Source organism: Chryseobacterium joostei, from assembly GCF_003815775.1.
In the GTDB taxonomy this organism is placed as follows: Bacteria; Bacteroidota; Bacteroidia; order Flavobacteriales; family Weeksellaceae; genus Chryseobacterium; species Chryseobacterium joostei.
The window spans coordinates 388,892-412,318 of the sequence record NZ_CP033926.1 but is presented as its reverse complement, the minus strand read 5'-3'; the positions used below and the strand labels follow the sequence as shown (position 1 = coordinate 412,318).

The 23,427-nt window shown below is 34.0% G+C and carries 24 protein-coding genes; 4 read left to right on the top strand and 20 right to left on the bottom strand.

From position 1 onward, the window contains the following. Window positions 1-21 precede the first annotated feature (21 nt). From EG359_RS01935 to EG359_RS01910, 6 genes are read right to left on the bottom strand one after another with little or no spacing between them, the layout of a single operon-like run. The gene (locus tag EG359_RS01935; RefSeq protein ID WP_076355528.1) at window positions 22-2,415 is read right to left on the bottom strand and encodes an FdhF/YdeP family oxidoreductase; all 2,394 of its coding nucleotides are present in this window, start codon (window positions 2,413-2,415) and stop codon (window positions 22-24) included. Window positions 2,416-2,436: 21 nt separating this feature from the next. Further along, on the bottom strand, window positions 2,437-2,787 hold the full coding sequence (locus EG359_RS01930; protein ID WP_076355530.1) for a DUF7009 family protein: 351 nt from the start codon (window positions 2,785-2,787) through the stop codon (window positions 2,437-2,439). Between the two features lie 57 nt (window positions 2,788-2,844). After that, the gene (gene fdhD, locus EG359_RS01925) at window positions 2,845-3,717 is read right to left on the bottom strand and encodes a formate dehydrogenase accessory sulfurtransferase FdhD (protein WP_076355532.1); all 873 of its coding nucleotides are present in this window, start codon (window positions 3,715-3,717) and stop codon (window positions 2,845-2,847) included. Window positions 3,718-3,766: 49 nt separating this feature from the next. Continuing rightward, window positions 3,767-4,183, bottom strand: coding sequence for a molybdenum cofactor biosynthesis protein MoaE (locus tag EG359_RS01920; protein ID WP_076355534.1), 417 nt, complete (start codon window positions 4,181-4,183; stop codon window positions 3,767-3,769). Between the two features lie 4 nt (window positions 4,184-4,187). Then, the gene (locus EG359_RS01915; RefSeq protein WP_076355536.1) at window positions 4,188-4,430 is read right to left on the bottom strand and encodes a MoaD/ThiS family protein; all 243 of its coding nucleotides are present in this window, start codon (window positions 4,428-4,430) and stop codon (window positions 4,188-4,190) included. 11 nt (window positions 4,431-4,441) lie between these two features. Beyond that, window positions 4,442-5,191: a sulfite exporter TauE/SafE family protein gene (locus tag EG359_RS01910; RefSeq protein ID WP_076355538.1), complete on the bottom strand. Its 750-nt coding sequence runs from the start codon at window positions 5,189-5,191 to the stop codon at window positions 4,442-4,444. 261 nt (window positions 5,192-5,452) lie between these two features. Here EG359_RS01910 and EG359_RS01905 point away from each other — a divergent pair, with 261 nt between their 5' ends. Then, complete coding sequence (locus tag EG359_RS01905; RefSeq protein WP_076355540.1) at window positions 5,453-6,529, top strand: resolvase; 1,077 nt, start codon at window positions 5,453-5,455, stop codon at window positions 6,527-6,529. A 113-nt stretch (window positions 6,530-6,642) separates the two neighbouring features. Further along, window positions 6,643-7,209 (top strand): hypothetical protein, encoded by a 567-nt coding sequence (locus tag EG359_RS01900; protein ID WP_076355542.1) that lies wholly within the window; start codon window positions 6,643-6,645, stop codon window positions 7,207-7,209. 71 nt (window positions 7,210-7,280) lie between these two features. Here EG359_RS01900 and EG359_RS01895 read toward each other — a convergent pair whose 3' ends face one another. The 13 genes from EG359_RS01895 to EG359_RS01830 all read right to left on the bottom strand — a co-directional run bounded on the left by EG359_RS01895 (window position 7,281) and on the right by EG359_RS01830 (window position 20,133). Beyond that, entirely contained in the window at window positions 7,281-7,910 is a 630-nt protein-coding gene (locus tag EG359_RS01895; protein WP_076355544.1) for a response regulator transcription factor, read from the bottom strand. 2 nt (window positions 7,911-7,912) lie between these two features. Beyond that, window positions 7,913-10,117: a tetratricopeptide repeat-containing sensor histidine kinase gene (locus EG359_RS01890; RefSeq protein WP_076355546.1), complete on the bottom strand. Its 2,205-nt coding sequence runs from the start codon at window positions 10,115-10,117 to the stop codon at window positions 7,913-7,915. Between the two features lie 107 nt (window positions 10,118-10,224). Beyond that, complete coding sequence (locus EG359_RS01885; protein ID WP_174567030.1) at window positions 10,225-10,521, bottom strand: contact-dependent growth inhibition system immunity protein; 297 nt, start codon at window positions 10,519-10,521, stop codon at window positions 10,225-10,227. A 231-nt stretch (window positions 10,522-10,752) separates the two neighbouring features. Beyond that, the gene (locus tag EG359_RS01880) at window positions 10,753-11,970 is read right to left on the bottom strand and encodes a hypothetical protein (RefSeq protein ID WP_076355548.1); all 1,218 of its coding nucleotides are present in this window, start codon (window positions 11,968-11,970) and stop codon (window positions 10,753-10,755) included. Window positions 11,971-12,016: 46 nt separating this feature from the next. Then, window positions 12,017-12,781 (bottom strand): hypothetical protein, encoded by a 765-nt coding sequence (locus tag EG359_RS01875; protein WP_076355550.1) that lies wholly within the window; start codon window positions 12,779-12,781, stop codon window positions 12,017-12,019. Between the two features lie 42 nt (window positions 12,782-12,823). Further along, a complete protein-coding gene (locus tag EG359_RS01870) occupies window positions 12,824-13,294 on the bottom strand; it encodes a hypothetical protein (protein WP_076355552.1) in 471 nt (156 codons plus the stop codon). 33 nt (window positions 13,295-13,327) lie between these two features. After that, window positions 13,328-13,780: a hypothetical protein gene (locus tag EG359_RS01865; RefSeq protein WP_228435075.1), complete on the bottom strand. Its 453-nt coding sequence runs from the start codon at window positions 13,778-13,780 to the stop codon at window positions 13,328-13,330. 182 nt (window positions 13,781-13,962) lie between these two features. Beyond that, window positions 13,963-14,724: a hypothetical protein gene (locus EG359_RS01860; protein ID WP_076355554.1), complete on the bottom strand. Its 762-nt coding sequence runs from the start codon at window positions 14,722-14,724 to the stop codon at window positions 13,963-13,965. 90 nt (window positions 14,725-14,814) lie between these two features. Then, on the bottom strand, window positions 14,815-15,681 hold the full coding sequence (locus tag EG359_RS01855) for a DUF4303 domain-containing protein (protein ID WP_076355556.1): 867 nt from the start codon (window positions 15,679-15,681) through the stop codon (window positions 14,815-14,817). Window positions 15,682-15,846: 165 nt separating this feature from the next. Beyond that, window positions 15,847-16,374: a hypothetical protein gene (locus EG359_RS01850; RefSeq protein WP_228435077.1), complete on the bottom strand. Its 528-nt coding sequence runs from the start codon at window positions 16,372-16,374 to the stop codon at window positions 15,847-15,849. Window positions 16,375-16,495: 121 nt separating this feature from the next. Further along, window positions 16,496-17,608 (bottom strand): SMI1/KNR4 family protein, encoded by a 1,113-nt coding sequence (locus tag EG359_RS01845; RefSeq protein ID WP_076355558.1) that lies wholly within the window; start codon window positions 17,606-17,608, stop codon window positions 16,496-16,498. Between the two features lie 7 nt (window positions 17,609-17,615). Then, on the bottom strand, window positions 17,616-18,245 hold the full coding sequence (locus EG359_RS01840; RefSeq protein ID WP_076355560.1) for a hypothetical protein: 630 nt from the start codon (window positions 18,243-18,245) through the stop codon (window positions 17,616-17,618). A 409-nt stretch (window positions 18,246-18,654) separates the two neighbouring features. Then, window positions 18,655-20,133 (bottom strand): hypothetical protein, encoded by a 1,479-nt coding sequence (locus EG359_RS01830; RefSeq protein WP_076355564.1) that lies wholly within the window; start codon window positions 20,131-20,133, stop codon window positions 18,655-18,657. A gap of 201 nt (window positions 20,134-20,334) precedes the next feature. Between EG359_RS01830 and EG359_RS01825 the strand changes: the two genes are divergently transcribed. Then, entirely contained in the window at window positions 20,335-20,820 is a 486-nt protein-coding gene (locus EG359_RS01825) for a hypothetical protein (RefSeq protein WP_076355566.1), read from the top strand. 193 nt (window positions 20,821-21,013) lie between these two features. Here the strand turns inward: EG359_RS01825 and EG359_RS01820 are convergent, their stop codons facing one another. Then, complete coding sequence (locus EG359_RS01820) at window positions 21,014-22,813, bottom strand: BamA/TamA family outer membrane protein (RefSeq protein WP_076355568.1); 1,800 nt, start codon at window positions 22,811-22,813, stop codon at window positions 21,014-21,016. A gap of 313 nt (window positions 22,814-23,126) precedes the next feature. Here EG359_RS01820 and EG359_RS01815 point away from each other — a divergent pair, with 313 nt between their 5' ends. Next, on the top strand, window positions 23,127-23,360 hold the full coding sequence (locus EG359_RS01815; RefSeq protein ID WP_076355570.1) for a hypothetical protein: 234 nt from the start codon (window positions 23,127-23,129) through the stop codon (window positions 23,358-23,360). Window positions 23,361-23,427 lie beyond the last annotated feature (67 nt).

Sequence of the window (23,427 nt, the reverse complement as noted above, 5' to 3'; positions counted from 1 at the left end):
ATGGATTAATTATTTTAAAAGTTATGGTCGTTGAACAGCTCCTTTATAAAGCATTTCATCTACCTTTTTGTAGACTTCCGGATCGTGTTTTTTAATTTTGATTTTAACATATTTGGACGCCGGCATATTACTGTCTTTCACTACGTTATTTACAGATACCAACACATTGGTTTCCGGGAAATAAGTGACTGTATTCTTTTCCGGAATTTTATAGGAAACAATGATAAATAGAGGCGCCACTCTTTCTATGCCATCATCATAGTTATAAAGGTCTACTCTATCTCCTGCTTTAAACCCTGCTTTATCAATATCATTTTGATTCATAAAGACAACACGGCGTTCATTTTTGATACCACGATATCGGTCATCTAATCCATAAATAGTGGTATTAAACTGATCATGGGTACGTGTGGTAGCCATCATATACTCATCATCGGCCAAAGTATTATCCGGTATTTCCGTTAAAGTAAATGGAGCACGACCTCCGAGTTCCTTAGAGAAGTATTGTTTATCGCGTGCAGCATTGGGAAGGTAGAAACCTCCTTTTTGTCGCACTCTAACATTATAGTTTTCAAAACCGGGAATGCATTGTTCAATATCGTCCCTTACGGCATCATAGCTGTCATGGTAACGTTGCCAGTTCACGACAGAGCGTTCTCCTAAAGTAGCCATTGCCATTCGGCAAACAATCTGGGTTTCATTAACCAGATTATCTGATACGGCATCCAACATTCCTTTTGAATCCTGTACTACTCCCATGGAGTTTTCTGTAGTCACAATTTGTATTTCGCCATTTACGATATCTTTATCACTTCGCCCATAGGTTGGCAGGATAAGTGCTTCTTTCCCATGCACCAGATGTCCCCTGTTCAGCTTGGTGGAAACAGATACAAGTAAGTTCAGTTTTCGTAAGGCATTTGATGTATAGGTAGTATCTGGTGTTGCAGACACAAAATTGCCTCCCATACAGAACATAACTTTTATTTTTTCTTCATGAATAGCTTTAATAGCTCTTACCACATCATAACCATGTTTACGTGGTACTTTGAAGCCATAAAAGTTTTCAAGACGGTCAAGCTGCTCATCGGTAGGCTTTTCATCAATCATCATTGTTCTGTTCCCCTGCACATTACTGTGGCCACGAACAGGACAAACGCCAGCCCCTGGTTTTCCAATACTTCCTTTTAATAAAAGTATATTCAGAATTTCACGAATCATATCTACCCCATTAGGTTGTTGGGTAAGTCCCATTCCCCAGCTCACAATGATTCTTTTTTTGGAGGCAATCATTTCTGCTGCCTTATAAATATCTTCTTTGGAAACTCCTGAAAGTACAGCCAATTCATCAATATTATAATCATCAAACTGCTTCAGGAAATCAGCATATCCTACAGTCTTTTCTTTAATAAACTCATTGTCGAATACAGTACCAGGATTTTTCTTTTCAAATTCAATTAATAAAATCTCAAGAGCCTTTAATAATGCCATATCACCATTAATCTTTACAGGCAGATAAAGGTCTGCAAGCTGAACACCTCCTTTGAGGATATCCTTAACACTCTGTGGATTAATAAAACCCATCAATCCTGCTTCCGGCAATGGATTAATGGCAATGATTTTAGCACCGTTTGCTTTTCCTTTTGACAAAGCGCTCATCATTCTCGGGGCGTTGGTTCCCGGGTTTTGCCCTATAATGATAATAACTTCGGCCTCATAAAAATCTTCCAAGGTTACTGTTCCCTTACCAATTCCAATAGTAGGTCGCAATGCAGATCCAGAGGTCTCGTGACACATGTTGGAACAGTCCGGCATATTATTAGTTCCAAACTCTTTTGCAAATAATTGATACACAAATGATGCTTCATTACTTGTTCTTCCGGAGGTGTAGAAAGCTGCCTCGTCCGGAGATTCCAGTGCATTGAGATGCTCTGCTATTTTTTTAAAGGCATGATCCCAGCTGATCGGCTGATAGTGGGTGGCACCTTCCGGCAAGTACATGGGGTCCGTAAGTCTTCCCATTTTACCAATTTGATAATCGTCTAGCTTGGCAAGATCATAGACTGAGTTTTGTTTAAAAAACTCTGGAGTAACTCTTTTGGTAGTTGCTTCTTCAGCGAGTGCTTTTGCTCCGTTTTCACAATACTCACCAAGAACTGAACGTTCATCATCAGGATCAGGCCATGCACAGCTGGGACAGTCAAAACCTCCCATCTGGTTCATTTTAAATAAAGCCCTCATCCCCCTAATCGGAGTTTTTTCTTCAAATAGGTCACTAAAAGCGGCCATTACAGCAGGAATCCCTGCCGCGGATGTTTCAACATGGGTAAGCTTCAAATCAAGTAATCTATACGGATTTTCGGCATTAGGCTCATTATTTATTTCCTCTTCTATTTTGTTTTTATCAATTTCTTCCATGACCGTGACATTTTAGGATTATTAACATTTAATATTAGGATTCGGGTAATTATCACTTTGATCCTCTTCTGTATTATCAATACATACAAAGTCCTTTTCTACAAGGAGTTTTATTTCTCCTGTTTGCCCGTCAAAACCTACTCTGTCTGTTGAAACAAAGTCTTCCACCATCAGCTTAGGCATTTTTAATACGATTCTATTTTCAATAAATGCGGCAGACAAAACTTCATCATCTGTTCTTTCTATTGCATAAATAAATGGTCTGTCTACAAACTGGGTAAAGCTGGAAATGATCCCATTTTTACCTAGTTCTAAAACTTCTGACTGAGTCAAACGAAATCTTATTGAGTTATCTTTAATTCTTATTTTCATTTGTTTATTCTTTTTCCCTGAGTGCCTGAATATTCTCTATTCATACATTCTTGGTAATTATTTTTGCATAATCTCTAAACTGGCACTTTGATTATAAATATTAAAACGATTATCCCTTAGAAAGCCTAGCAAGGTAATATCAAATTCTTTTGCCAGATCTACTGCAAGACTGGATGGCGCTCCTATGGCAGCAACAATAGAAATGCCCGCCATAGCCGCTTTCTGAATAAGTTCAAAGCTGGCTCTTCCGCTTAATACCAAAATTTTGTGGGTAAGGGGAAGCATTTTGGTAAAGAGGGCGTGCCCAATAAGCTTATCCAATGCGTTATGTCTTCCTACATCTTCCCGTAAGGCGAGCAAGTCACCATCTAAATCAAAAATACCGGAGGCATGAATTCCGCCTGTTGCACTGAAATTATTTTGAAAAGACTGTAATTTTTCTGATAATTGATACAATGTAGAAAGTGCTACTTTCTGATGTTCTTTTTTAAGATTCTGAAAGGAGCTAACCGTTCGTATTGATTCAATAGAACCTTTTCCGCATACTCCACAACTGGAGGTTGTATAAAAGTTTCTGTCAGCTTTCATCAGTTGGGGCGTAAAGCCCTCTACAAGCTCTACTATCACAATATTTTCTCGATTTCTGGAACATTCTGCCTGAGAATGGTTTACATTTTTAATCTGCTCACAGCTGGAAATAATTCCTTCCGTAAACAGAAACCCTGCAGCAAGTTCCGTATCATTACCTGGCGTACGCATGGTTACCGATATATTTTTGCTTTCTTTTCGATCTTCATCATGATAAGAAACCCTTATTTCTAAAGGTTCTTCCACGGAAATGTCATCAGTATAAGGAAAGCTGTTGTTCTCCTTAACTTTGACAATCTCGATCTTATGTACTGATTTATTTTCCAATATATTGGTTTTCATCTCTAAAAAGAACTTGTATAGTAAATATACGAAATTTTATTCCTCAAAATTATGGATGGGCAGAAACCCATTCATCTCCATCTTCAAAAACTTCTTTTTTCCAGATGGGAACTTTTTGTTTTACGGTATCAATAATATAACGACAGGCATCAAAAACGGCATCTCTATGCCCATCACTTACGACAATCATCACTGCTGCATCACCTGGAACTAAAATTCCGGTACGATGATGAACCACTACGTTACGTACAGAAAACAAAGAAACAGCACTTTCCACTATCTTTTGTATTTCTTTTATTGCCATAGACTGATAACATTCGTATTCAAGACGAATAACCGATTTATTTCCTGTCTTATTACGAACTGTTCCTATAAATGTTGCAATACCTCCGCTACCCAGATCCTGGGCAATTTCAAGACAGTTGACTATATTCAACGGATCTTCTGTTATTTTTATATCAATCATATACTTACCCACCACTTACAGGAGGAATTATTGCTATTTCGTTTGTAATAGAGATTATCTGATCGTCTTCTGCATATTCTTCATCCACTGCAATAAAATAAGACTTCAGTTTTTGCAGTTGTGGAAAATCTTCTTCCAGAATATTCTTTAATTGCTTTACATTCAATCCTTCATCTACATCTATTTCTTTTTCTGATGCGCCGAGAATATCTTTTGCGATTCCGAAGGTTAATATTTTAATTTTCATTTCTTAATTTTTTACCAGTATTTTATTAAAATATTGATGCCCGCTACCAAAACAAGTACGGCAGTCATTCTTTTGATTATTAAAGGGTTCCATTTCAGAGACATCCTTGAGCCAATCTGCCCGCCAATCAAAACAGCAAGACATAAGCTTAGAATCCTGAAGTAATCCATATCTACAGATAATTTTGAAAGCTGTCCAAAAATTCCTGATATAGAATTTACCAGTATAAAAACACTGGAAGTTGCTGCAATTTTTCTTGGAGTATCCCATTTTAGCAAATTAAGCAAGGGAGAAAGAAAAATACCGCCCCCAATACCTACCAATCCTGACAAAAACCCTATTCCACCTCCCAGAAAACTATTTCTAAGTATGGATTGTTTGGAGGCATCCGCTGAATTATCTTCACTTTTCACTTCTGTCCTCACCCATAATAGGATAGCTGCTATAATTAAAGTGATTCCTAAAATCAAAAAGAAAGTTTCCTGACTGATTTTTAAGGTAGCTCCCAAATATGCCATAGGTACACTGACAAGAGTAATGGGAAGTATTTTTTTCCAGTCAACCTGTTTATTTTTAATATAAATGTAAACACCGCCCACTACAACAATAACATTACAGATAAGTGCTGTTAAGCGTATTTCCTGATATGGGAGGCTGTACATTGCCAGCACGGCAAGATAGCTGGAACCACCACCAAATCCTACGGATGAATAAACGAAAGCGATTATTAAAAATAATAATAAGATTTCCCAATAACCCATAATTTTTTACAGCCAATTTAATTTCATTACAATAATAATCATTTTTAGTACGTGTTTGCTCTCAACATTTGAAAGTGTATGCAATGCTTTGTGAAAAAAATATCACAAATTATTTATTTGGAGAATAAGACAAAAGAAAATCGATGCAATCTATTCGAGTAGCCTTAAATATATCCCTGTTTTCAGCCAATTTCCCCTGATATTAAGCGGTTTTGTTGGTCGCCAGTTTGAATGCTGATATATTTGGATCAAAAATAATAAATGAAAATCTCATATCAATTTTTTATATCATCAATGGTGGTTGTTTTTGTAGGTTGCAATCCTCAAAATAAAACGTCAGAAGCTACAAAAACAGAAGCTGCAACTACTCAGAAAACTATAGCATTTTCCGATTTCAAAAAAATAAAAGGGGTAGAAAATGTACAAGATGTACCTTTTCAACTATCTACTCAACTTGATTCTATTCGTTTTTTTGTGGCTCCGAATAAGGATGCAGCTCATCTGAAAGTTGCCTACAACAAACTGCATAACTATTATGGATTCGAAGAATTTGATGACTTCTACTCTATCAATTACAGCATTAATAATAATATTTCAAATAGCATTGAAGCTTTTGTTTTGAAATCAGAATTTACGGCAGCATTTGACTTGACTTTACAGGGGGTGGATTTATATGAGATAAGAAGCAGCCTGTTTAAAACATCTCAGGATCTAAAAAATAAATCGTTCAATAAGTATGGTACCATATCAGAAGTTTCAGAGCAGGAATTTAAGACTGCCTCTAAAAAACGAATCGATGAGGTTTTAGTAAAAAATCCTTATATAAAACTGAAAGACGGTAACTGGATAAACACCGAAAATGGCAAAGAAACGATAATTGTTCAACACGAAAATGTATCTACTGAAGACGGTACATTATCCAATGAATATGTAGGAAAGTCACCTTTTCTGCATTTAGAAGTTTTCAAGGAAAATTCGGTGGAAGTTTCAGATACCTTCTATTCTTTTTATAATATAAAATCCGGATCTAATTTTCAAATTTTCACTGCAGGTTATCCTCAGATTATTCCTACTAAAAAATGGATTTCTTACCTTTCTTCAAATAGCGATGTAGGAAGTGATTTTGAAGTGAGTAAATACCTGGAACAAAAAAATAATCAGGAAAGCCTTCTGTATGTGAACTTTACAAAATTCAAGATTGCTGACGAAACAAAATCCTTTTGGGCAGATAATGACACCTTTTATGCAGAAGTTTACCCTACAAACTCAGCTCCATCGAAAGATAAAAAGCAAAAGGCAGCTTTCATCAAAATTCAGTTAAAACCCAATTTATTTTAAGTCAAAAAGCTTTTCGATACAAGCTTAGAATAAAATAAAAAACCCCTGAAATCGGCCAGTGTTTATGGAGCTAAAGTACAATATCTTTGCCCCAGTTATTTTAAAGATATACCATGAAAAAAATAAGTTTAACCATTTTGTTTTCCCTATTGAGCTTAATGGCTTTTGCACAGTCATTAAAAGTAGTTATTAAGCAAGACGGAAAAGTAATTGAGCCTGTAAATGACGTTTATAAACTGAAAAAATCTGCTTTCGTATTTGAAATTACGGCGACCAATCTGGAAGGTTTTTTAATTGGAGCCACTACGAATAAGGATATTTATGCGGCGGCTTTGGGCCTTTACAACCAGGAGGTACCTTGGTTTCAGAATACAGGCATGGCAGAAGAATTATATAACAAGGATAAAGAACTTCTTTTGATGGATTCGGCACCATCGTATTGGTACTATACGGATGCTAAAGATCATAGATTTGATAAGACTCCAAAGGGTAACATAAAACAATGGACAGCTACCCGTACTGTTACAAGGTTTTATGATGTTATGGTAGATCAGGCTATTAATTTAAAAGATTTTGACGGAAGCGCATTTCTATTAATGTATGAGCCTGTATATAATGAGGAGTATGATTTAATAGGAAAGAAAAACCTATTCCAGGCTGCTTTGAGATTTATAGATTAATTATTACACACCTAATTATTTGATTATATAAGAAAAGGTCTGCTTTCATTACGAAAGCAGGCCTTTTTATTTTATGTGATGATTAAACCGTATTCTATGGCTAGTTTAATGGCTGAACTAAGATTAGAAGTCTGAAATTTTTCTATGAGATTCTTCCTGTGACTTTCTACGGTGTGTGGGCTTATAAAAAGCTTTTCCGCCATTTGATTGGTAGTAAGTCCTTTGGCTGCTTCGGCTAGAATTTCCTTTTCTCTTCGAGTTAATTTTGGAACCTGATTTAATCCGTCTGAAGATTTTTTATCCAGAATAAGCTTGGTTTGTGAACATAAGAACTGCTTTCCAATATATACGGTATTAATCCCTTCCAGAATTTCTGAAACAGAGGCGTTTTTCTGAATGTATCCCAAGGCGCCCTCAGACAAGGTACTATTAATGACAGGCAGTTCGTTGTGAACGCTCAGCATAATAATCTGAAGGTTTTCATACTTTTTCTTTAAAGGTTTTATGAGCTCAATGCTATTGGTATCTACCAAATTGATGTCTAGCAACAAGATATCGATCGCTTGTTTCGCTAAACCTGCATTCATTTCTGAAACGTTTCTGAAACAATCTACTACATCTATCGTATCACTATTTCCTAAAATGTTCTTCAGACCTTCCAATAGTAATGGATGATCGTCTGTTATGGCTACTTTTATCATGTTTAATGAATAGGAATTTGAAGTTCTATACTGGTTCCAACATTCAATTCGGAGATGATGTTCATCGTTCCTTTTAAAAATTGGACTCTTGATTCTATATTATGAAAACCTGCTATTTTTCTCATGTCTAAGGCCGCATGGTCAAAGCCTTTACCATCATCCTCTACTGTAAGGTTTAATACATTCTCTTCTTCACTGATCTGAATAATAATTTCGGAAGCATCGGCATGCTTTATAACGTTATTTACCAACTCCTGGATGATTCTGTACAGCAACAATTGCTTGTCTTGTGATATTGAATTACTGTATTTGATAAATTCGGTATGGATGTTTAATGTGGCATTGGACATACGGGATGCAAATTCCTGAATGGCTACCTCCAAACCATATTTCATCAGTAAATCAGGCATTAAATTATGTGCTACACGTCTCAGTTCTTCTACAGCACCATCAATCTGGCCAATTGATTTTGAAATTCCTTCCTGTATGGTTTGGGTTTTATGAGGATCTAAATAAGACAACTGAAGTTTAGTTCCGGAAAGCAAGCCTCCCAATCCATCATGAAGATCTCGAGCCAAGCGGCCTCTCTCCTGTTCCTGTCCCTCAAGCAGTGCAGTAAGCGTAGATATTTTTAAATTTTGTTTTTCTTTTTCCATTGCCAATGCATGCAGTTCATCTCTTTGTTTCAAAGAATGAACACGTTGCCTGTAAGCATACAACAATAGGGCAATTAACACAATGGAAATAACAATAAAAATAACGTAATATGAATTGATTTTTTCCTTGTAGGCTAAAAGCTTTTTAATGGTATTAATATCGTTGTTTTTCTGCTGTGTTTCTAACTTTGATAAACGAACCTGCTGCGCTCTTTTTTCGGATTCAAGTTCAGAAAATTTGAGTCGTTCACGCTGATTTTCTTCCACAAGTTTTAGGTTGTTATAAACCTGTTCACGCTGTTTCCGAAGAATGTTCATCAAGCTGATTTGCTGTGCTTTTTTATCACTTTCCAGCTGAAGCTTTATATATTTTTGTTCCTGTCGCTCTTTCTCAAACTGTGATTCCAGTCTCTTCGTAATATCCAGTTTCTCCTGATTATAAAGGCTTTGGTACTTATCTACATAACTTTTATAATATGTCAGCGCTTCTTTGTAGTTGCCTTGTTCCTCACTAATTTGAGACAAGGATTCTAAAATAGATAATTCTATATTCTGATCTCTAACCGGACTTTTTCCAATCTCCATGGAGGCTTTTAGAAAATAAGACTTTGCTAGATCGTAATTTTTATTTTGCATGGCAAGCTCTGCCATAATTCCAAATGAAGAGGCAATATGAATAGCTTCACCTGTTTCCAGACTTACAGTATTGGCTAACTGGGCATATTGCATGGCCTTATCTCTATCAAAACCTGTGTACAGATTGGCCAAATTAATGGCAGCATAAGAAAGACTGCTTTTGTTGAGCATGGCATCCTTACGTTTGTTAAAAATCGTAATAGCCTGTAAATAATATTGCTCTACTTTATTTCTTAGATCTATATTAGATGGGTTCTGATCGTATTTTTGTTCATACACATACCCCATTCGCATATACGCATCGAAGATAAGATTTGGATCATTTTGTTTGGAAGCTAACAGCAAAAACTGTTTGCTGTATTTCTCTTCCAGTTGGTATTCATTAAGGTTAGAATAAATGGCAGACAACTCTTTGGCTACGTTACCAAACCTCCCGTAGAGTGTGGATGTTGTGGGTGAATTTTCGTAATAATCAATAGCTTTTAGGTAAGCAGCAACAGCATCTTCCGTTTTATTGTTACGCGTTAGAATCCATCCTTTTGCATATTGAAAATAGCCTTTAGCTTCATTATTATTTGTCTTTAAGGTATACTTCTTTGCCGTCTCCAGACTTTTTAAAGATTCAGTTTCTTTATTGTCAAGTCTATAATTCATTGCCTGTACAGCATATAAAATAACGGCATACTTCCCATCAGGCTGTTTTGCTGCAATATAAATATTGGTTTGTAAAATTTGATATGATTTAGCCTTATGGTTATGAAAAAATAAGGCAGTAGCATACTTGGGAGCAAGATTTAGCTGCTCTATTGTATTTGAAGCATGGCTATATTCTTTCTCTAATTTGCTTAAAACATCTTGTGCTTGAACAAAAAACGGAAAAATAAGTAAAGTAAATATAAATAATAACCTGTACATCAAACCCTTATCTCTATTAAATTGAATTGAATTAAAGAACGTAAATATAGGCAAAATACCCGCTCATCCATTTTGAAAACCATGCTCTACAGCGAAAGATTTCCTGTTTAATTTTCTTCCAGATAGGTAGATATTTCATTGAGCCATTTTAATACATCATCATTATTTTCAAAATAAATATTCGAAAGATGAGATATGTATTGATGATCAATCGTATTTTTATCTAGTTCCTTTTTTAATTTTGGTAATTCTAATTTTAATAACTCTAAGTTCTGTTTCTTTGTTACCTTTTTATAGTTTTCAATCACCTCTTCATATGTAATATCTTCATAATCTATATCGCTAAACCAAGCACCCAATAATTGGTATGTTAAAGGAAAATTGGCTTGAAAATTATTCATCATTAATTTATTTTGTTAGCCTTGACAAGGCTGTTTTTAAAGCTTAAGAAAATCAAAATACTGACTTTCCAAGACTCTTTAATTATTACTCCCTGCACCAAAGCTTCCGATTTCGATGCTGTATTCCAGATTTGGGATTTTATTGAGAAAAGAAATATTTTTATCCATCAATTTGCCTTTATTTTCAATAGTCAATTCTTCCAGACCTTCCTATATACATCTGATATGCATGATTTAACAGTTATAATACGCTTGGGGGATTTCAACCGACCTTTTCGTCATTTGCTCCAATTGTGCAGCAAACCGATCAAAGAAATAGGTGTCCTCTGTAAAAATATATAAATAATTTTCTGTTTTAAGATGAACAATAAGGTCTGCATACCCTGCTCCTTTTGCGGGAAGAACATTCTGAAGGGTAAAATATTTAATTTCTTCAAGGTCTAAAATCAATGCAGTATCTATTCCCGCAAATCCGATTTTATTATTAACACGGTCTTGCCAGATACCACTTTTTTCTTGCAGCAGTTCTTTTACTTTAAGTGGAATATATTTAACTCTATCATTATCAATATATTTAACACTTAACTCTAATTTATTGGGGAATGATAGTAATTCGGAGACTTCCATCACTTCTTCATATTCATTATTTTCTAAAAAATACTTGTATTGTCTTTTGTTATAAAAATGAAGCGATGTACTTCCATCATCATACCCATAATCATTATCATAAGTATAGCAAATAGAAGCGCTTATACCATCTACCAAAGCAAATTGCAGGTAACATTGGTCGTCTCTTTCATAACCGTACTGATTAATATCAATATCGTCATCAATCCAGAGTTCGCGTAGTTTTTTGTAGCTTTTATCGGTATTGGTTTCATCGTACAGATTTACGAAAAGCTCCTGTACAGGGCGATTAGTACTAATGTTGTCTGTATATATTTCCAATTGATCAATAAGAATACTTTCTATTCTAACCGGATATTTGAATCTTAAATATTTAGCCCCGAAGTCGGTAAAATAAGCTTCTACACAACCCCATGCTTCCAATTGTTCATAGGTAGTATCCCAGGATATCATCTGTTTGGGTTCAGTATATACTTCGTAGCCCAAATCACCATCATCATAATATTCCTCCAAAACTTGATAATTCTGAGGTATTTTTTTTGCCCAAATTTTTACTTTCTCATCTTCTTTTCTTGCTTTACATACGGCAAAAAAAGTTTCGTTATCAAAATGAAAACGATCCGACAGTTTGTGATACACTTCTTCAAAACCATGTAGTTCAGTAGAGATATAGTGTTGATGACCTGCAAAAACAAACAGAAAGGGTACATCTCCTAAAACCTGCACATAAGCATATTTTATTGCATTAATGGTTGCATTTTCAATGTTTCCATGATCTTTATAAAAAAGTGTATCTCCGTCTATCCAGATTTCTTTATTATCCATTTTCTTTTTCTCTTATATGTTTTGCAAAGTTGAATTTTCTATCAGATTACGTGTATTCTAAACAAATAACTGCCTTTTTAAGCTCTTTGTCATAAAATAAAAACACTTGGTCTGCCGAATTTTGTTGAAAATCATAGCCTTCCAAACATGCAATATAATCCATTAGGGTTCCGTCTGCTTTAAAGGGTTTTTCAATGAGGTTTTCACCTCCGAAATTGCATTCTTCTAAGGGGAGCGCATTGGTATTAAGTTCTTCAAAAATACCAAAAATCTTATTTTGCAAACGTTCCTCCGCATATTCTGAGTAACCATCTTTCTCCAGATCTTCAACTGTAAGATTTCGTAAACGCTCTAAACGGCGAATGTCGTAAACCTCTAAACCCGGTCGATTGAAATCTTTATCATAAAGCTTATTGTGCTTTTGGTAATATTCCTTTTTTAATTGATACATTGCATCATTCATATTGTATTCAATCTCTACATCTGAATAATTGTTATCATAATCTTCCGGGAAAATCTCGGTATGTGCTGAAAAATAATTCCAATCTGCATCAAATTTGTATTTGCCGTCAATAACATCAAAGCCAAACATATCGGCTTTGGTAAATTGTGTGTGATATTCCGGCTTGTTCTCCCCAACACAGCCGTCATAAATTTCCTTTACAGAAACAATATGCAGCCATTGATCTTCTGATGGATCAATCATCTTTAAATTAATTGAACAAATCGGAAGAAAATATTTTTTATGATTTTCAATGTCATCATAAAATACGGCTTCATAAGCAGGGAATATTCTTATTAAATCTGTCATTCTATTTTCTTTTAAATTTTAACTGAAGTGTATTTATTCCATCTAGCTTAACAAATCATCAAGTACATTTACTTCGTCCCAATTTTGGTCTGTAAGCATGAGAGAAATATCAACTTGTGATTGAGCCTGGTTATACTTGTTAAGTTCATTTTCTTGAAATGCAGTCAAATCCTGCAAATAATTGGGATCTTTTATAATGAGCGTATTCTTATTATAAAAAACTACATATCCTATTATTTCTTTCTGAGTATTCATTTGATGAGATAAAAAATCTACATAGTCTACAACAGAGGAAATGTTATAAAAATCAACTGGAAAATTAACTTTTTGTTTTGCTATCTGTACTCCCTCTTCACTATGAATAGTAAGAATGGATATAATATCAGGGGCAGCACTCATCATAGCCCAATCAGGCATAGCATATGTAAATTTATCAGAATAGTGATTCTCAATTTTTTGTTTTATTTTCAGAATAACTTTATGGTGGTTAAATCCCTCTCTTATATCTTTCATATCATACTGAAATTTGACATTTGAAACGTCATTTTATTTTCTTACTAATTGTAGTTTCTCTTTTTCTTTTACAAGATTAAAAAACATCTCTTTTGATGGTTTAAAAATTTGGGTAGGTACATCACAGAATTCAGATTTTCTAATACTATCGACTTCCATTTTTATCTGGTTGGCTTCCGTAAAATAATATCTGCCATGTACCTCTGTGAAGCAATCGTTTCCACATTGCCATGCGTCATAGCTTTTGAATTTTTCTTCATCCAAAAAATTTACAGCATGAAAGTTGAAAATAACTGCAGTGTCTATTCTTTTGGATAGATCATAGGTTTTCTCTCCATCTGGGGTCATAAGTCCGCCACTATCAACAATCCAGTTTGTATTTTTCAGATAATTCTGGAAATTTGTTTTTTTTCTTTCCGGATTTTTACAACTGAAGAAAATGATCAACAGGGCACTCAAAAACGGGAAGACAAAATTCTTTTTCATCATTGTGTTTTTTATAATTATGGAGTCAACTACTCTATTTCCAATAATCAAATTGTATGTTTAATTTTTCAAAGCTCAGGATAAGTAAAATTAAATTCCTTTTCTAAGTCTTGTAAAATATTCATAGGTATTTTTTAACCTGATTTTCTAAACATTCCTGATATTTCCCAGACGATTTATCATTAAATAATATTTTTAAAGTGATCAACTAATACCGGATTGATGATAGAGAAGCTTTGTTGTAATGCTTTTTTAAGGGCAATAGTAACCAAATATTTCTCCTGAATACGATCTAATTTTTGCAGAACAAAACAAAGCTGTAACCATTGATCAAAATGAATATTCATTTTTTTTGTAACGAATTCATCCCCTAATCTTTCATAATAAATAATATTCTGCTCCCTATCAAACGTCCAATAATCCTCACCTGTGCTTGTTGCAAAAATCCATTCCTCTGTTTTGTCTCGAGATAGATTTACTTTCAAAGCTTCTTCTACATTCAGCAGTTTTGACTCTATAGAAATAATCTGTGTCTCAAGAGTTGAAATCATACCCACATACAAATCAGGCACCCATATCGGAAAATATTCAGCTGCCATGGTGGAATATTCTTGTCTTGAAAGCTGATTTTCAATTTTTTCAACAGGCAAAACTTCTATATCAAAATTATTGACCGTCTGATTTTCTTCTTTAATTTTTTCATAACAAACTCCACATACAACCTTAAAATCGCATATCTCTTCCCATTGCTCTCTTTCTATTTCAGATTGATTCATGAATTGCCAACGTTCATGACAATCATTGCACCATGCATCGGGTTTTCGTTGGTCTTCGGCTTCCTCTTCATGGAAGCCTAAATTCTTCCCACTGGTCTTAAGATGTCCGCAAACCACTCCAAATGTTTGTAAATTATGGTTGCAACAATCAATTAATTTCATATTCATATAAAAATGGATATTTTTAAAGTAAAATACATTTGATTTCCGCTTCTTTGAATTTTGTTTTCAAATTAATCTGCGGAAAATGCTCCGTTTTTAAATGTATAAGCTATCCAATAGCTCTTTTACTTTCGTATTATCTTTATTATTAATGGCTAATGCACTGTTTTTTTCTACAATCGGTTCACCAGGTATACTGATGTAAAAAGCCATCTTTTCGACTTCATTACCATATTTTTTTACGAGCTCATGCTTGGCCCTACACATTGCATCTGTAAATAGCTGCAAATTTTTTTGACGTTCAGGAGCATAATCAAACCCTTGCTTAAATAGCGGTGCAATATTGTTCCAGTAATGCTTCAAAAGCAGTTCAATAAAATTGCTTACACCATCTTTCACATCCCCTTCTCCTACACCCCAGCACCATTCTGGAGCATCCCATTCTTTATTTTTATGAAGTTTCTTTAGACTTTCTTTTGTAGAAACTACCGAATAAGCAGTTATGCAATCATCATCCAATACCAAAGCAAAGGCATAAATATTTTGTTTTTTCTTGGTTAAAAGCTGATAGAGACAATTAAAATCATTGATTATAGAATAAGTAAGAGTTGATAAATTCTCTTCATGCCAATTTTCAAAATTTGTTGAAAGGGACGGAACTTCTTTATCTTCCGGAGACCAATATTTGTTCCTATTACATGCTCTTTCCAGAGCATCTTTATCATCTTCGCCTATTGTAAGCGAAAATTTGGAAGACAATAAACTTCTGATTTGTGCCAGTGTCTGATTTACTTTTTCGTTAACAATATAATCGCTGAGCGTTTTATCATGTTTCTGGATATCCTTTTCTTCTGCAAAATGACTTTTTATTTTGTCGAATGAAACGACAATCTGATCAAGCTCAACAATTATTTTTATAGCTTCTTCTTCACTAAGATTTATCTTATTATTTCTTTTACCCATAATTTAATATTTTTCAATAAGAGCATTCATTCCGTTAAAAAATAATTTTCAAAATTCGGGTACAATGCTGAAATCCTGCTTTTGAAACCATCCTATAGTTGTAAAGTTTCCTAGAACCGGTATCTTAATTTACGTTCCGAAATACGTATTATCATTTTCACGTATTTAGATTTTTGCAAAAAAATTAAAGATTGGTTCGGCTATAAGCTTGGGATTTGTATTTGATATCTCATTGATCCTATCCTCGTACAATTCTATTTTTATTAATTTGACATCATCTGGTATTTTGTAGGTTTCATCTTTTGTATAATTATATCCTACCACATTAGCACTTTCTTTACCTGGTTTCTTTTTAATCTCCACATAATACCTCAGTGTCATGTAATTTCCATTTTGTTCTCCTTTTTCAAAACGAATTTTTCTTATCTGATGAATGGAGTGTCCATTAGAACTGATATTTCCCTGTATACGAAATTTGAGTATTTCAGAATTTTTAGAAAGCATAAAAATCATAGGAGCCAGTCGCTCTGTAACCTCGGTACGGGTTGTAAAAGTATGGGTTGAATCTGTTCCAGGAATTTCTCTGGTAACTTTTTTGGGTTCAGTATAAATAGCAGAAATTTTCAATTTTTGCGCATCGGTTTTACAGCTGGACAATGCTAAAAATGAAGTTAAAATTATGAGGTATTTCACCGCTTTACTTTTAAAAATAGATGAGTTAAAAGTAACAAAAGATGCCACATGAAAACATCCCTGAAAACGGTGGTTTTTATGGTAATTAGAATTTCAGGGCAGCAACATGATCACCGTATATCTATAAGGTGACTATTTCTATTGTTGCTCCTAAACTCTCCAATTCCCGGGCACTTGATTGTATCCACTTGTAAGGACCCTTGTGGTATAAAATTCGGTTTTGTTTACTCATTTGAAGAGCTTCAGTCCCTGATAATTTGTATACTTCCTTTAATAAAGAAACAATTTTCATTTTATTGGGACCTATATCTATGATGTATACTTCGGCTTCGCGCCAGTCTGACTCGTCATTCTTTTCGTTTTGCTCTTCTTCTGTATAATCCGACATATCTAAAACATTTTGGTACACTTCATCCCAAAACTCGTTGCCTGAACTTGTTAATTCTTTTAGAAAAGATTCAAGATAATTTCTATCAAATCTATTTTCAAAAATCTTGTTTAGTATTTCTTGAAATTCACTGATACTATCTGCAATTTGTATAGGCGTCCATTTTCCAGCACCATGAAAAGCAAAGTATACAGGAAAATTCTCCTTTGCATCATTAAAATCAATAAAAAAAGGATCTGCAAAATAGTTACTGGCGATGACTAACCAGCTATCCCTAAAGTCTCCATCCTTTTCTCCTATTAATTTTTCAGTGACAACAGAACTAAAAGCATATCCCTCTTGGAACGCCAGAATATCTTCTACTACGGGATAGTTTTCCGGCAGGCATAAATTCTCAATCGAATACGTTTGTTTCCAGAAATTCAGGAGCAATGGAAATTGCCTCACTTTTTGTAACAAATGATCATTTTCTTTTTCAAATATAGCTTGCTGTTCTGATGTCATTTCAGGCATTTCACTTGCTTTCTGATCAAAAGGAAATTTTTGCTGCATCCAATGCAGTAAATCACGATCCAATATTCTGAACTCTTTTTCCTGCAATGTTCCGTATGATGTAAGATATACTTTTGTATCCTTATCATTTTTAGAAATTACAGCTACCTGCCCACCGGAGTCGTCGGCTACGGGAATATAATCAGGTAAATATATTTCAAACTCATGGGTAGTAAAACGCTCATTGATGGTTTCTTGATCTTGAAAAATGTGTACAATATCATATACTATTTCAGAATCAAATTTCTTCTGAAATATTTTGATAAAGCTATGCCATTGGTTGGGTAGTTTCATAGGTATTCTAGTTCATTCCGTTTTTGGCGTCTTTCAGTGTTTTTTCAGCCTTCAATCTTATTGCCTTGGGCAATAATTTGAAATTGGCATCTTTTTCTTCACGATATTGATCTTCTTCCTGAAATGGAATCCATCCGGTAATTTTTGCTTTTGAAAATGTTTTTTCACTCTTTGTATACACTATAACTTTCAAAGGTTTAGCATCTAATCCGTCTGATTCTTCAAAATAAGTAAGGTAAAACTCAGGAAAGCCGTCATGGTCTGCATCTCCAATTTCACAGAAATTAATGAGATACTTAGGTTGTGCCAGGCCCCCTGCAAAGTCTTTAAAGGTGATCTGTGGAATGATCCCTCCATGATCTTCCAAAAAAATACCGGCATGTAAATCTTTGGGGCTTTCATCTAAATAAGCAGGTTTTTCAGACTTACTTTCATTCAGAAACCAAATATAGCTTCCATAATTAGGAACAAATGATTGTACAATCATCACCGGATTTCCTGGTAAGGGATTTCCAACATCTTCAATAATTTCATTGTATTTTTTATCTGAAGAAAAGTATACTCCTGTTCTTATCTGTGAAAAAGATGAGATACTTATAACACAAGCAACAATAGGTAATAGCTTTCTGAAAATCATAGTTGTAATATTTTAAATTTCTTATTTAATTCTCTTCGCATTCTTTTCCGGAGTTTATAATTTACTCCAAATAGGGTTTAATACATTCCGGTCTATTTCGTTTTTGGCAGATGATTCAGGATATATAGATTTCAGTCTATTCAATTAACATCGTATAAAAACAAAATGTGACTAAAGCTAATACAATAATTCCGGAAACTAGAAATGAAAGGACATAATAGAGTATATTTTTCTGTTTCTTTTTTACAGAATTAATAATGAACATACAGGAAAACCCTGCACCTAAAAACAGAATCAGGGCAGTGAGAATCAATGCTCTTTCAAAGTGTAAATCTGCGGATGAAAGCATATTAACATTAAGTATTTAATGGATAGATTTATGTAAATGATAGCTGGTGTATTTATATGATTATTCTTTGTATTCTTGTCCGGAATAGATATCAATATAGTAATCCATATTTTTCTCTGAATTCAGGTTAACATTTACCAAGCCATCCGAGTTAATGAATTGATAAGCGTTTGATCCAATATTCTTTTTATTCTTATTATCATAAAGCGTGTATAAACCCTTTTCCTCTTTTTGAAGAGCATAGATCTCTTTTTCGGTATCCAGAACCGAGATAGTATGGTATTCAGGCTTTATCTCCCAAATATTTTTATCACTGTTCCACAAGCCCATGGTTTTCAAATGTTTTTCGTCTTCAATTTGAATAAGATAGCCATTATTCATCCCTCGATAAGATTTTATTTTCCCGAATTTCCAGTTTTTATTAATGAATTGATTGGGTAAAATCATTTTTCTATCAGGCCAAACCATATTCCCGATCTGGTCCAAGACCTTAAAATTGTATTTATCAATAGAGTCTACAACATTTCCTTTGGTATCAATATAAAGCCAATCGAATGCCCAGACATCATGATCGTAATTAAAAACTCCCAATAAAAAATAAGGCGAATTGGTTATGGAATACACTAGGGAAGCTTTCTTAATAAAGTCAATTTGCAAGGCTGTTGCCTTTGTAATTTCTTTCGGAAATACCTTTTCGTACTGTGGAAAAGGATAAACATCATTGGTTTTACTGTCTACTAAAAGCTTAGGAACTTCCGGCTCATAACGTTCTTTATTAATTTCCGTCATCGTTATGGTTTCTTTCCCAAACTGAAGCTGAAGGGTTTCAATACCTTTCATCTCGCTGTGAATGGCTTTTTTCTGACCCAATTCATACATTGAAAAATCTGTATTTGAAGCCTTGATAAAACGTTTATTCTCTAACAGCTCAGCTATATTTTTTTCAATTTTATTTAACCTGCTTTTTTTAATTTCGTAAAGATCTCCATTCCAAAAAACGTGATTTTCGTCTACTGAAACAATGTTCAGATAATAATTATCATCCAGATAAGGAATGTCTTCATTCAGTAAGATTTGTTTGGTTTCTAAAACTCCAATCTCTATTTTATGGTAGGTTTGCTCTTTCTTGATATCCCCGCCCATGATATTCAAGTCCCATTTCCAGACAGGCATTTTTTTTTCGTATTCAATATCCTTTTTATAAAATGTAAGCCCATTTACAACATTTAAATTAACGTCTTCCTCTGAAAAATTCAAAACTATTTTTCCATTTTCGTCTATAACTGCATATTCATTTTTTTCATTTGCAACTGTTGCAAAACCTGTAGGCGTATATACTGATGCCCTTTTGAATTTTTGATTAGTAATTGGTTTTAAACTTGTTTTATCTACGTAGATAAAATCGTTTTGCTTTGTTAAAAAAGGAACACTATGTATGGTCTTCATTTTTGGAGGAACTAAGGGAGCATTATCTTTTTTTTGTGCACAAGCCGTAACGGATGTCAACATAAAAAGAAAACTAAATGTTATTGTTCTCATGCTTTGAAATATTACTCATCATATTAGTCAATATTAAAGAGAATTGAAAAATAAGACAATCCCGATTATCGGCTATATTTTATGACACTAATTCTCGGAAATAAAATAGTTCAGAGTATATAAACCTAACTTAAATCATAAAATAATCCCTTTCCCATACAGTCTTTTTACCTATTTTTATTTAACAATTTTTAGTATAACATGAAAAAACTCTTATTAACGGGAATAGCTGTTTTCGGCGGACTTCTAACAGCCAATGCACAATGTAAAACGGTATCTACCCTTGTAGAAAATTTTGATACATGGAAGAATATTAACAAATGCTGGACAGCTCAGTCTGGAAAAGCAATGCTTTATGCTAATGATAAAAAAATCACTTTTTATTCAATGACCAGCCCGGGAGAAAATATGTATTTAGTGACTCCAAAAATTAAGGCAGGAAACTATACCCTTTCCCTTGATCTTTCTGATAACGGAGGAGAAACCACATTGGAGCTTTTCTCAATAAACAATCCGTCTGATACAAAATCATATGTTTCAATTGCTAAACCTTCAAAGATAACGGGGGAGAAAAAAGTAGTAAATATTTCTTTAAAGAAAGATTCGCATTTGGGACTGAAAGTTTTATTGAATGGTATACATCAAGCTGTTTACCTGGATAACCTATCCCTAAATCCAAAGAAATAAATTGTTTAAGATTATTTTTCAGGGAGCATCCAAAAATCCAATATTGAAAAACAGTTCGACTCTTTTCGATCTTATGACCTTGTTAGAATCGAACTGTTTTTTTATGTATCGAAAGAATAGTAATTTTGTCACCTATTTATTTTGGACTAAAGTGAAGTGAAAAACCTCACCCAGATGATAAGCGACTAGACCATTAATTTCCAAAATTTACAAAGTGAGGGATATCTGTTGTAAAACTGTTCATTGGTAACATATTATTTCGGTTACTGTTAAAGTCTAAAGCAGAATTGTTGTCGAAAGGAACACGAGGGTAATAGGTGAACGAAATTTGAATCCTGTTGAAAACCAAATACGGATTATTAATTAAAACACCAATTCCTATTTTTGTGTTTGTCTTTGTCGAGAACAGTTTATCATCCGGCATTCCCAACCAGCCTGCTGCCGCCGTTAGGTAAGGACTGAAATGGAAGTTCTTCCAGGTTTTATTAATAAACAATTGAAGCTGATATCTTAGCACCAACTTTTTGGTTCCGATATAGTCCGAATTGTAAACAGGGAATTCATCTGCAGAAGTAAGATTTATTCTGTCTTTATAGGAATAATTATGCTGTGGATTCCCCAATGCTAAAGTCGGAGAAAAGAAGTGTCTTGCTTTGGCAAATTTCCAATCCTGAAGATTGGTAAAATAGGTTCCATCCAGACGAAAAGACTCCCGATTTTGATTATCCTCATTAAAGAATCTTCCAAACTGAGCCTTTAGATTAAAGTAACCCAATTTTGTAAAATTACCGTAAGAGGCAGAAATTCCTACATAGGGATTAACTTCCTTACTTCTTGATAGAGCTCCTGCGGTAAGGTTTAATGAATTACCATAAGCAATATCCTCAGGCAGATCATATTGGAAAATATTCTTCTGAACCGAGAATTTTCTATTAATAAATCCAACAGATACCAGAAAGCTGTTGTAGGAGCTAAAGTATTTATACTGGTCAATTCCCGGACTGTCTTTGTACTGATAATTCTGAAATCGTCCTATCACGGCAATATTACTCGATACTTTTTCATTAGAATCAGATGAAATAGGAATTTGATAACCACCCCATAAATCCTGACTGTAGACTTTAATCTGAACTTCAGGAAAACTAGTATCATTTTCTGTGGGAAGTAAAACATTTCGTTTAAAATATTCGAATGTAAAACCACCTGCCCATTTCGTTAAGGGTGAGAAAAAGTCTCTTCTTAAATTGAAATTAATTCTTTCATTTCTTACAAAGTCCCGTTCTCCCAAAATCTGGGCATTGATATATGAACCAAAAAGATTGTAGGTGGTATAGCTTCCTAAAAGATAGTCCTGCTTTTCTTTGGAATCATTTCTATAAAGGAAATCAAACGTATGACCTAATCCCAATACATTTTCTTCGGTAACTCCTAAACCAATTTTGCTTCCGGAATAACTAATTCTGGGCTTTAAACTCCAGGAATCAAGAACTCTGACAACGACATCGATAGAGTCTTTGGTGGAAGCACTTTCATTAACACTGATATTAACTCTATTGATAAAAGGTGTTGCTCTTAGTAAACGTTCAGATTCATAGAGTTTCTGTGCATTATATTCTTCACCTTCCTTAAAAAGTAAATAATTATCAACTGTAGAAGCTCTTGTGGGAGCATGAAGATGATCTTTAACCCAATCGTACCATTTCAGTTTTTCTTTATCATCTTTGGAATCATACCCAAAAGGGTCAATGGTTTCTACCCGGATCTTTCTGATATATTTCTTATTATAAGTCTCCTGCAGCATTTTTTCAGTTCTGGATTTAACAGAAGTAGAATCTGCTTCCCGCCGAAATATCAAACGATGAATGAATTTGGTCACTTTTCTCTGATCCGAAAATTCCTCTATTTTGTAATAAAGAGAGTCCTTTTTTTCCTGTGCATTTAAAAAGAAAAAACCACTTAAAAAGAAAATTAAAAATATAGCCGATTTGTTCATTAATAATCAAAATTCAATAAAACTTGTAGCATCAATTTATAAGCCAATAGATACTACTATCTCAAGACTTTTTCATGCAAAAAGGCAAGATATTCATTATTATTTAAAATATTCCATTCTAAAAGTGTTTTTTATCCTAACCAGAGTATTTCTTGTTTGAAAAAATTCAACAAAGCATCTATTGCAGACACAATTTACCCTTACAGTCAACACATTACAATATAATGCTTCAAAACACTCTCTAAAACAGGTGTTTTTAAATAAGATTTCCGAACTTTGCTTAGAATTTTTGAATACATAGACCCTACAATTTATGGAAGAATTTGAATTACCTGTAACTTATAAAGGCAAAGAACTAACATTTAATGTACGCCTGGCAACATTCTCCCACGGTTACAAATTCTACGTTGATGTTGATGGCTGTGAAGTGGTTTTCGAGCGCGATGATGAGGGTAATCTACGGGCAATTGTACCGGAAACATCTTCCAATCCTACTGTAGAGAAAGATCTTATTACAGCTATTGCTGAGGTATTTAGTGCTCTTTAGGGTGATTATGAGTACCTGAAAGTAGTTTATAATACCATATCTATTTATGAACAATTGATATTTCATT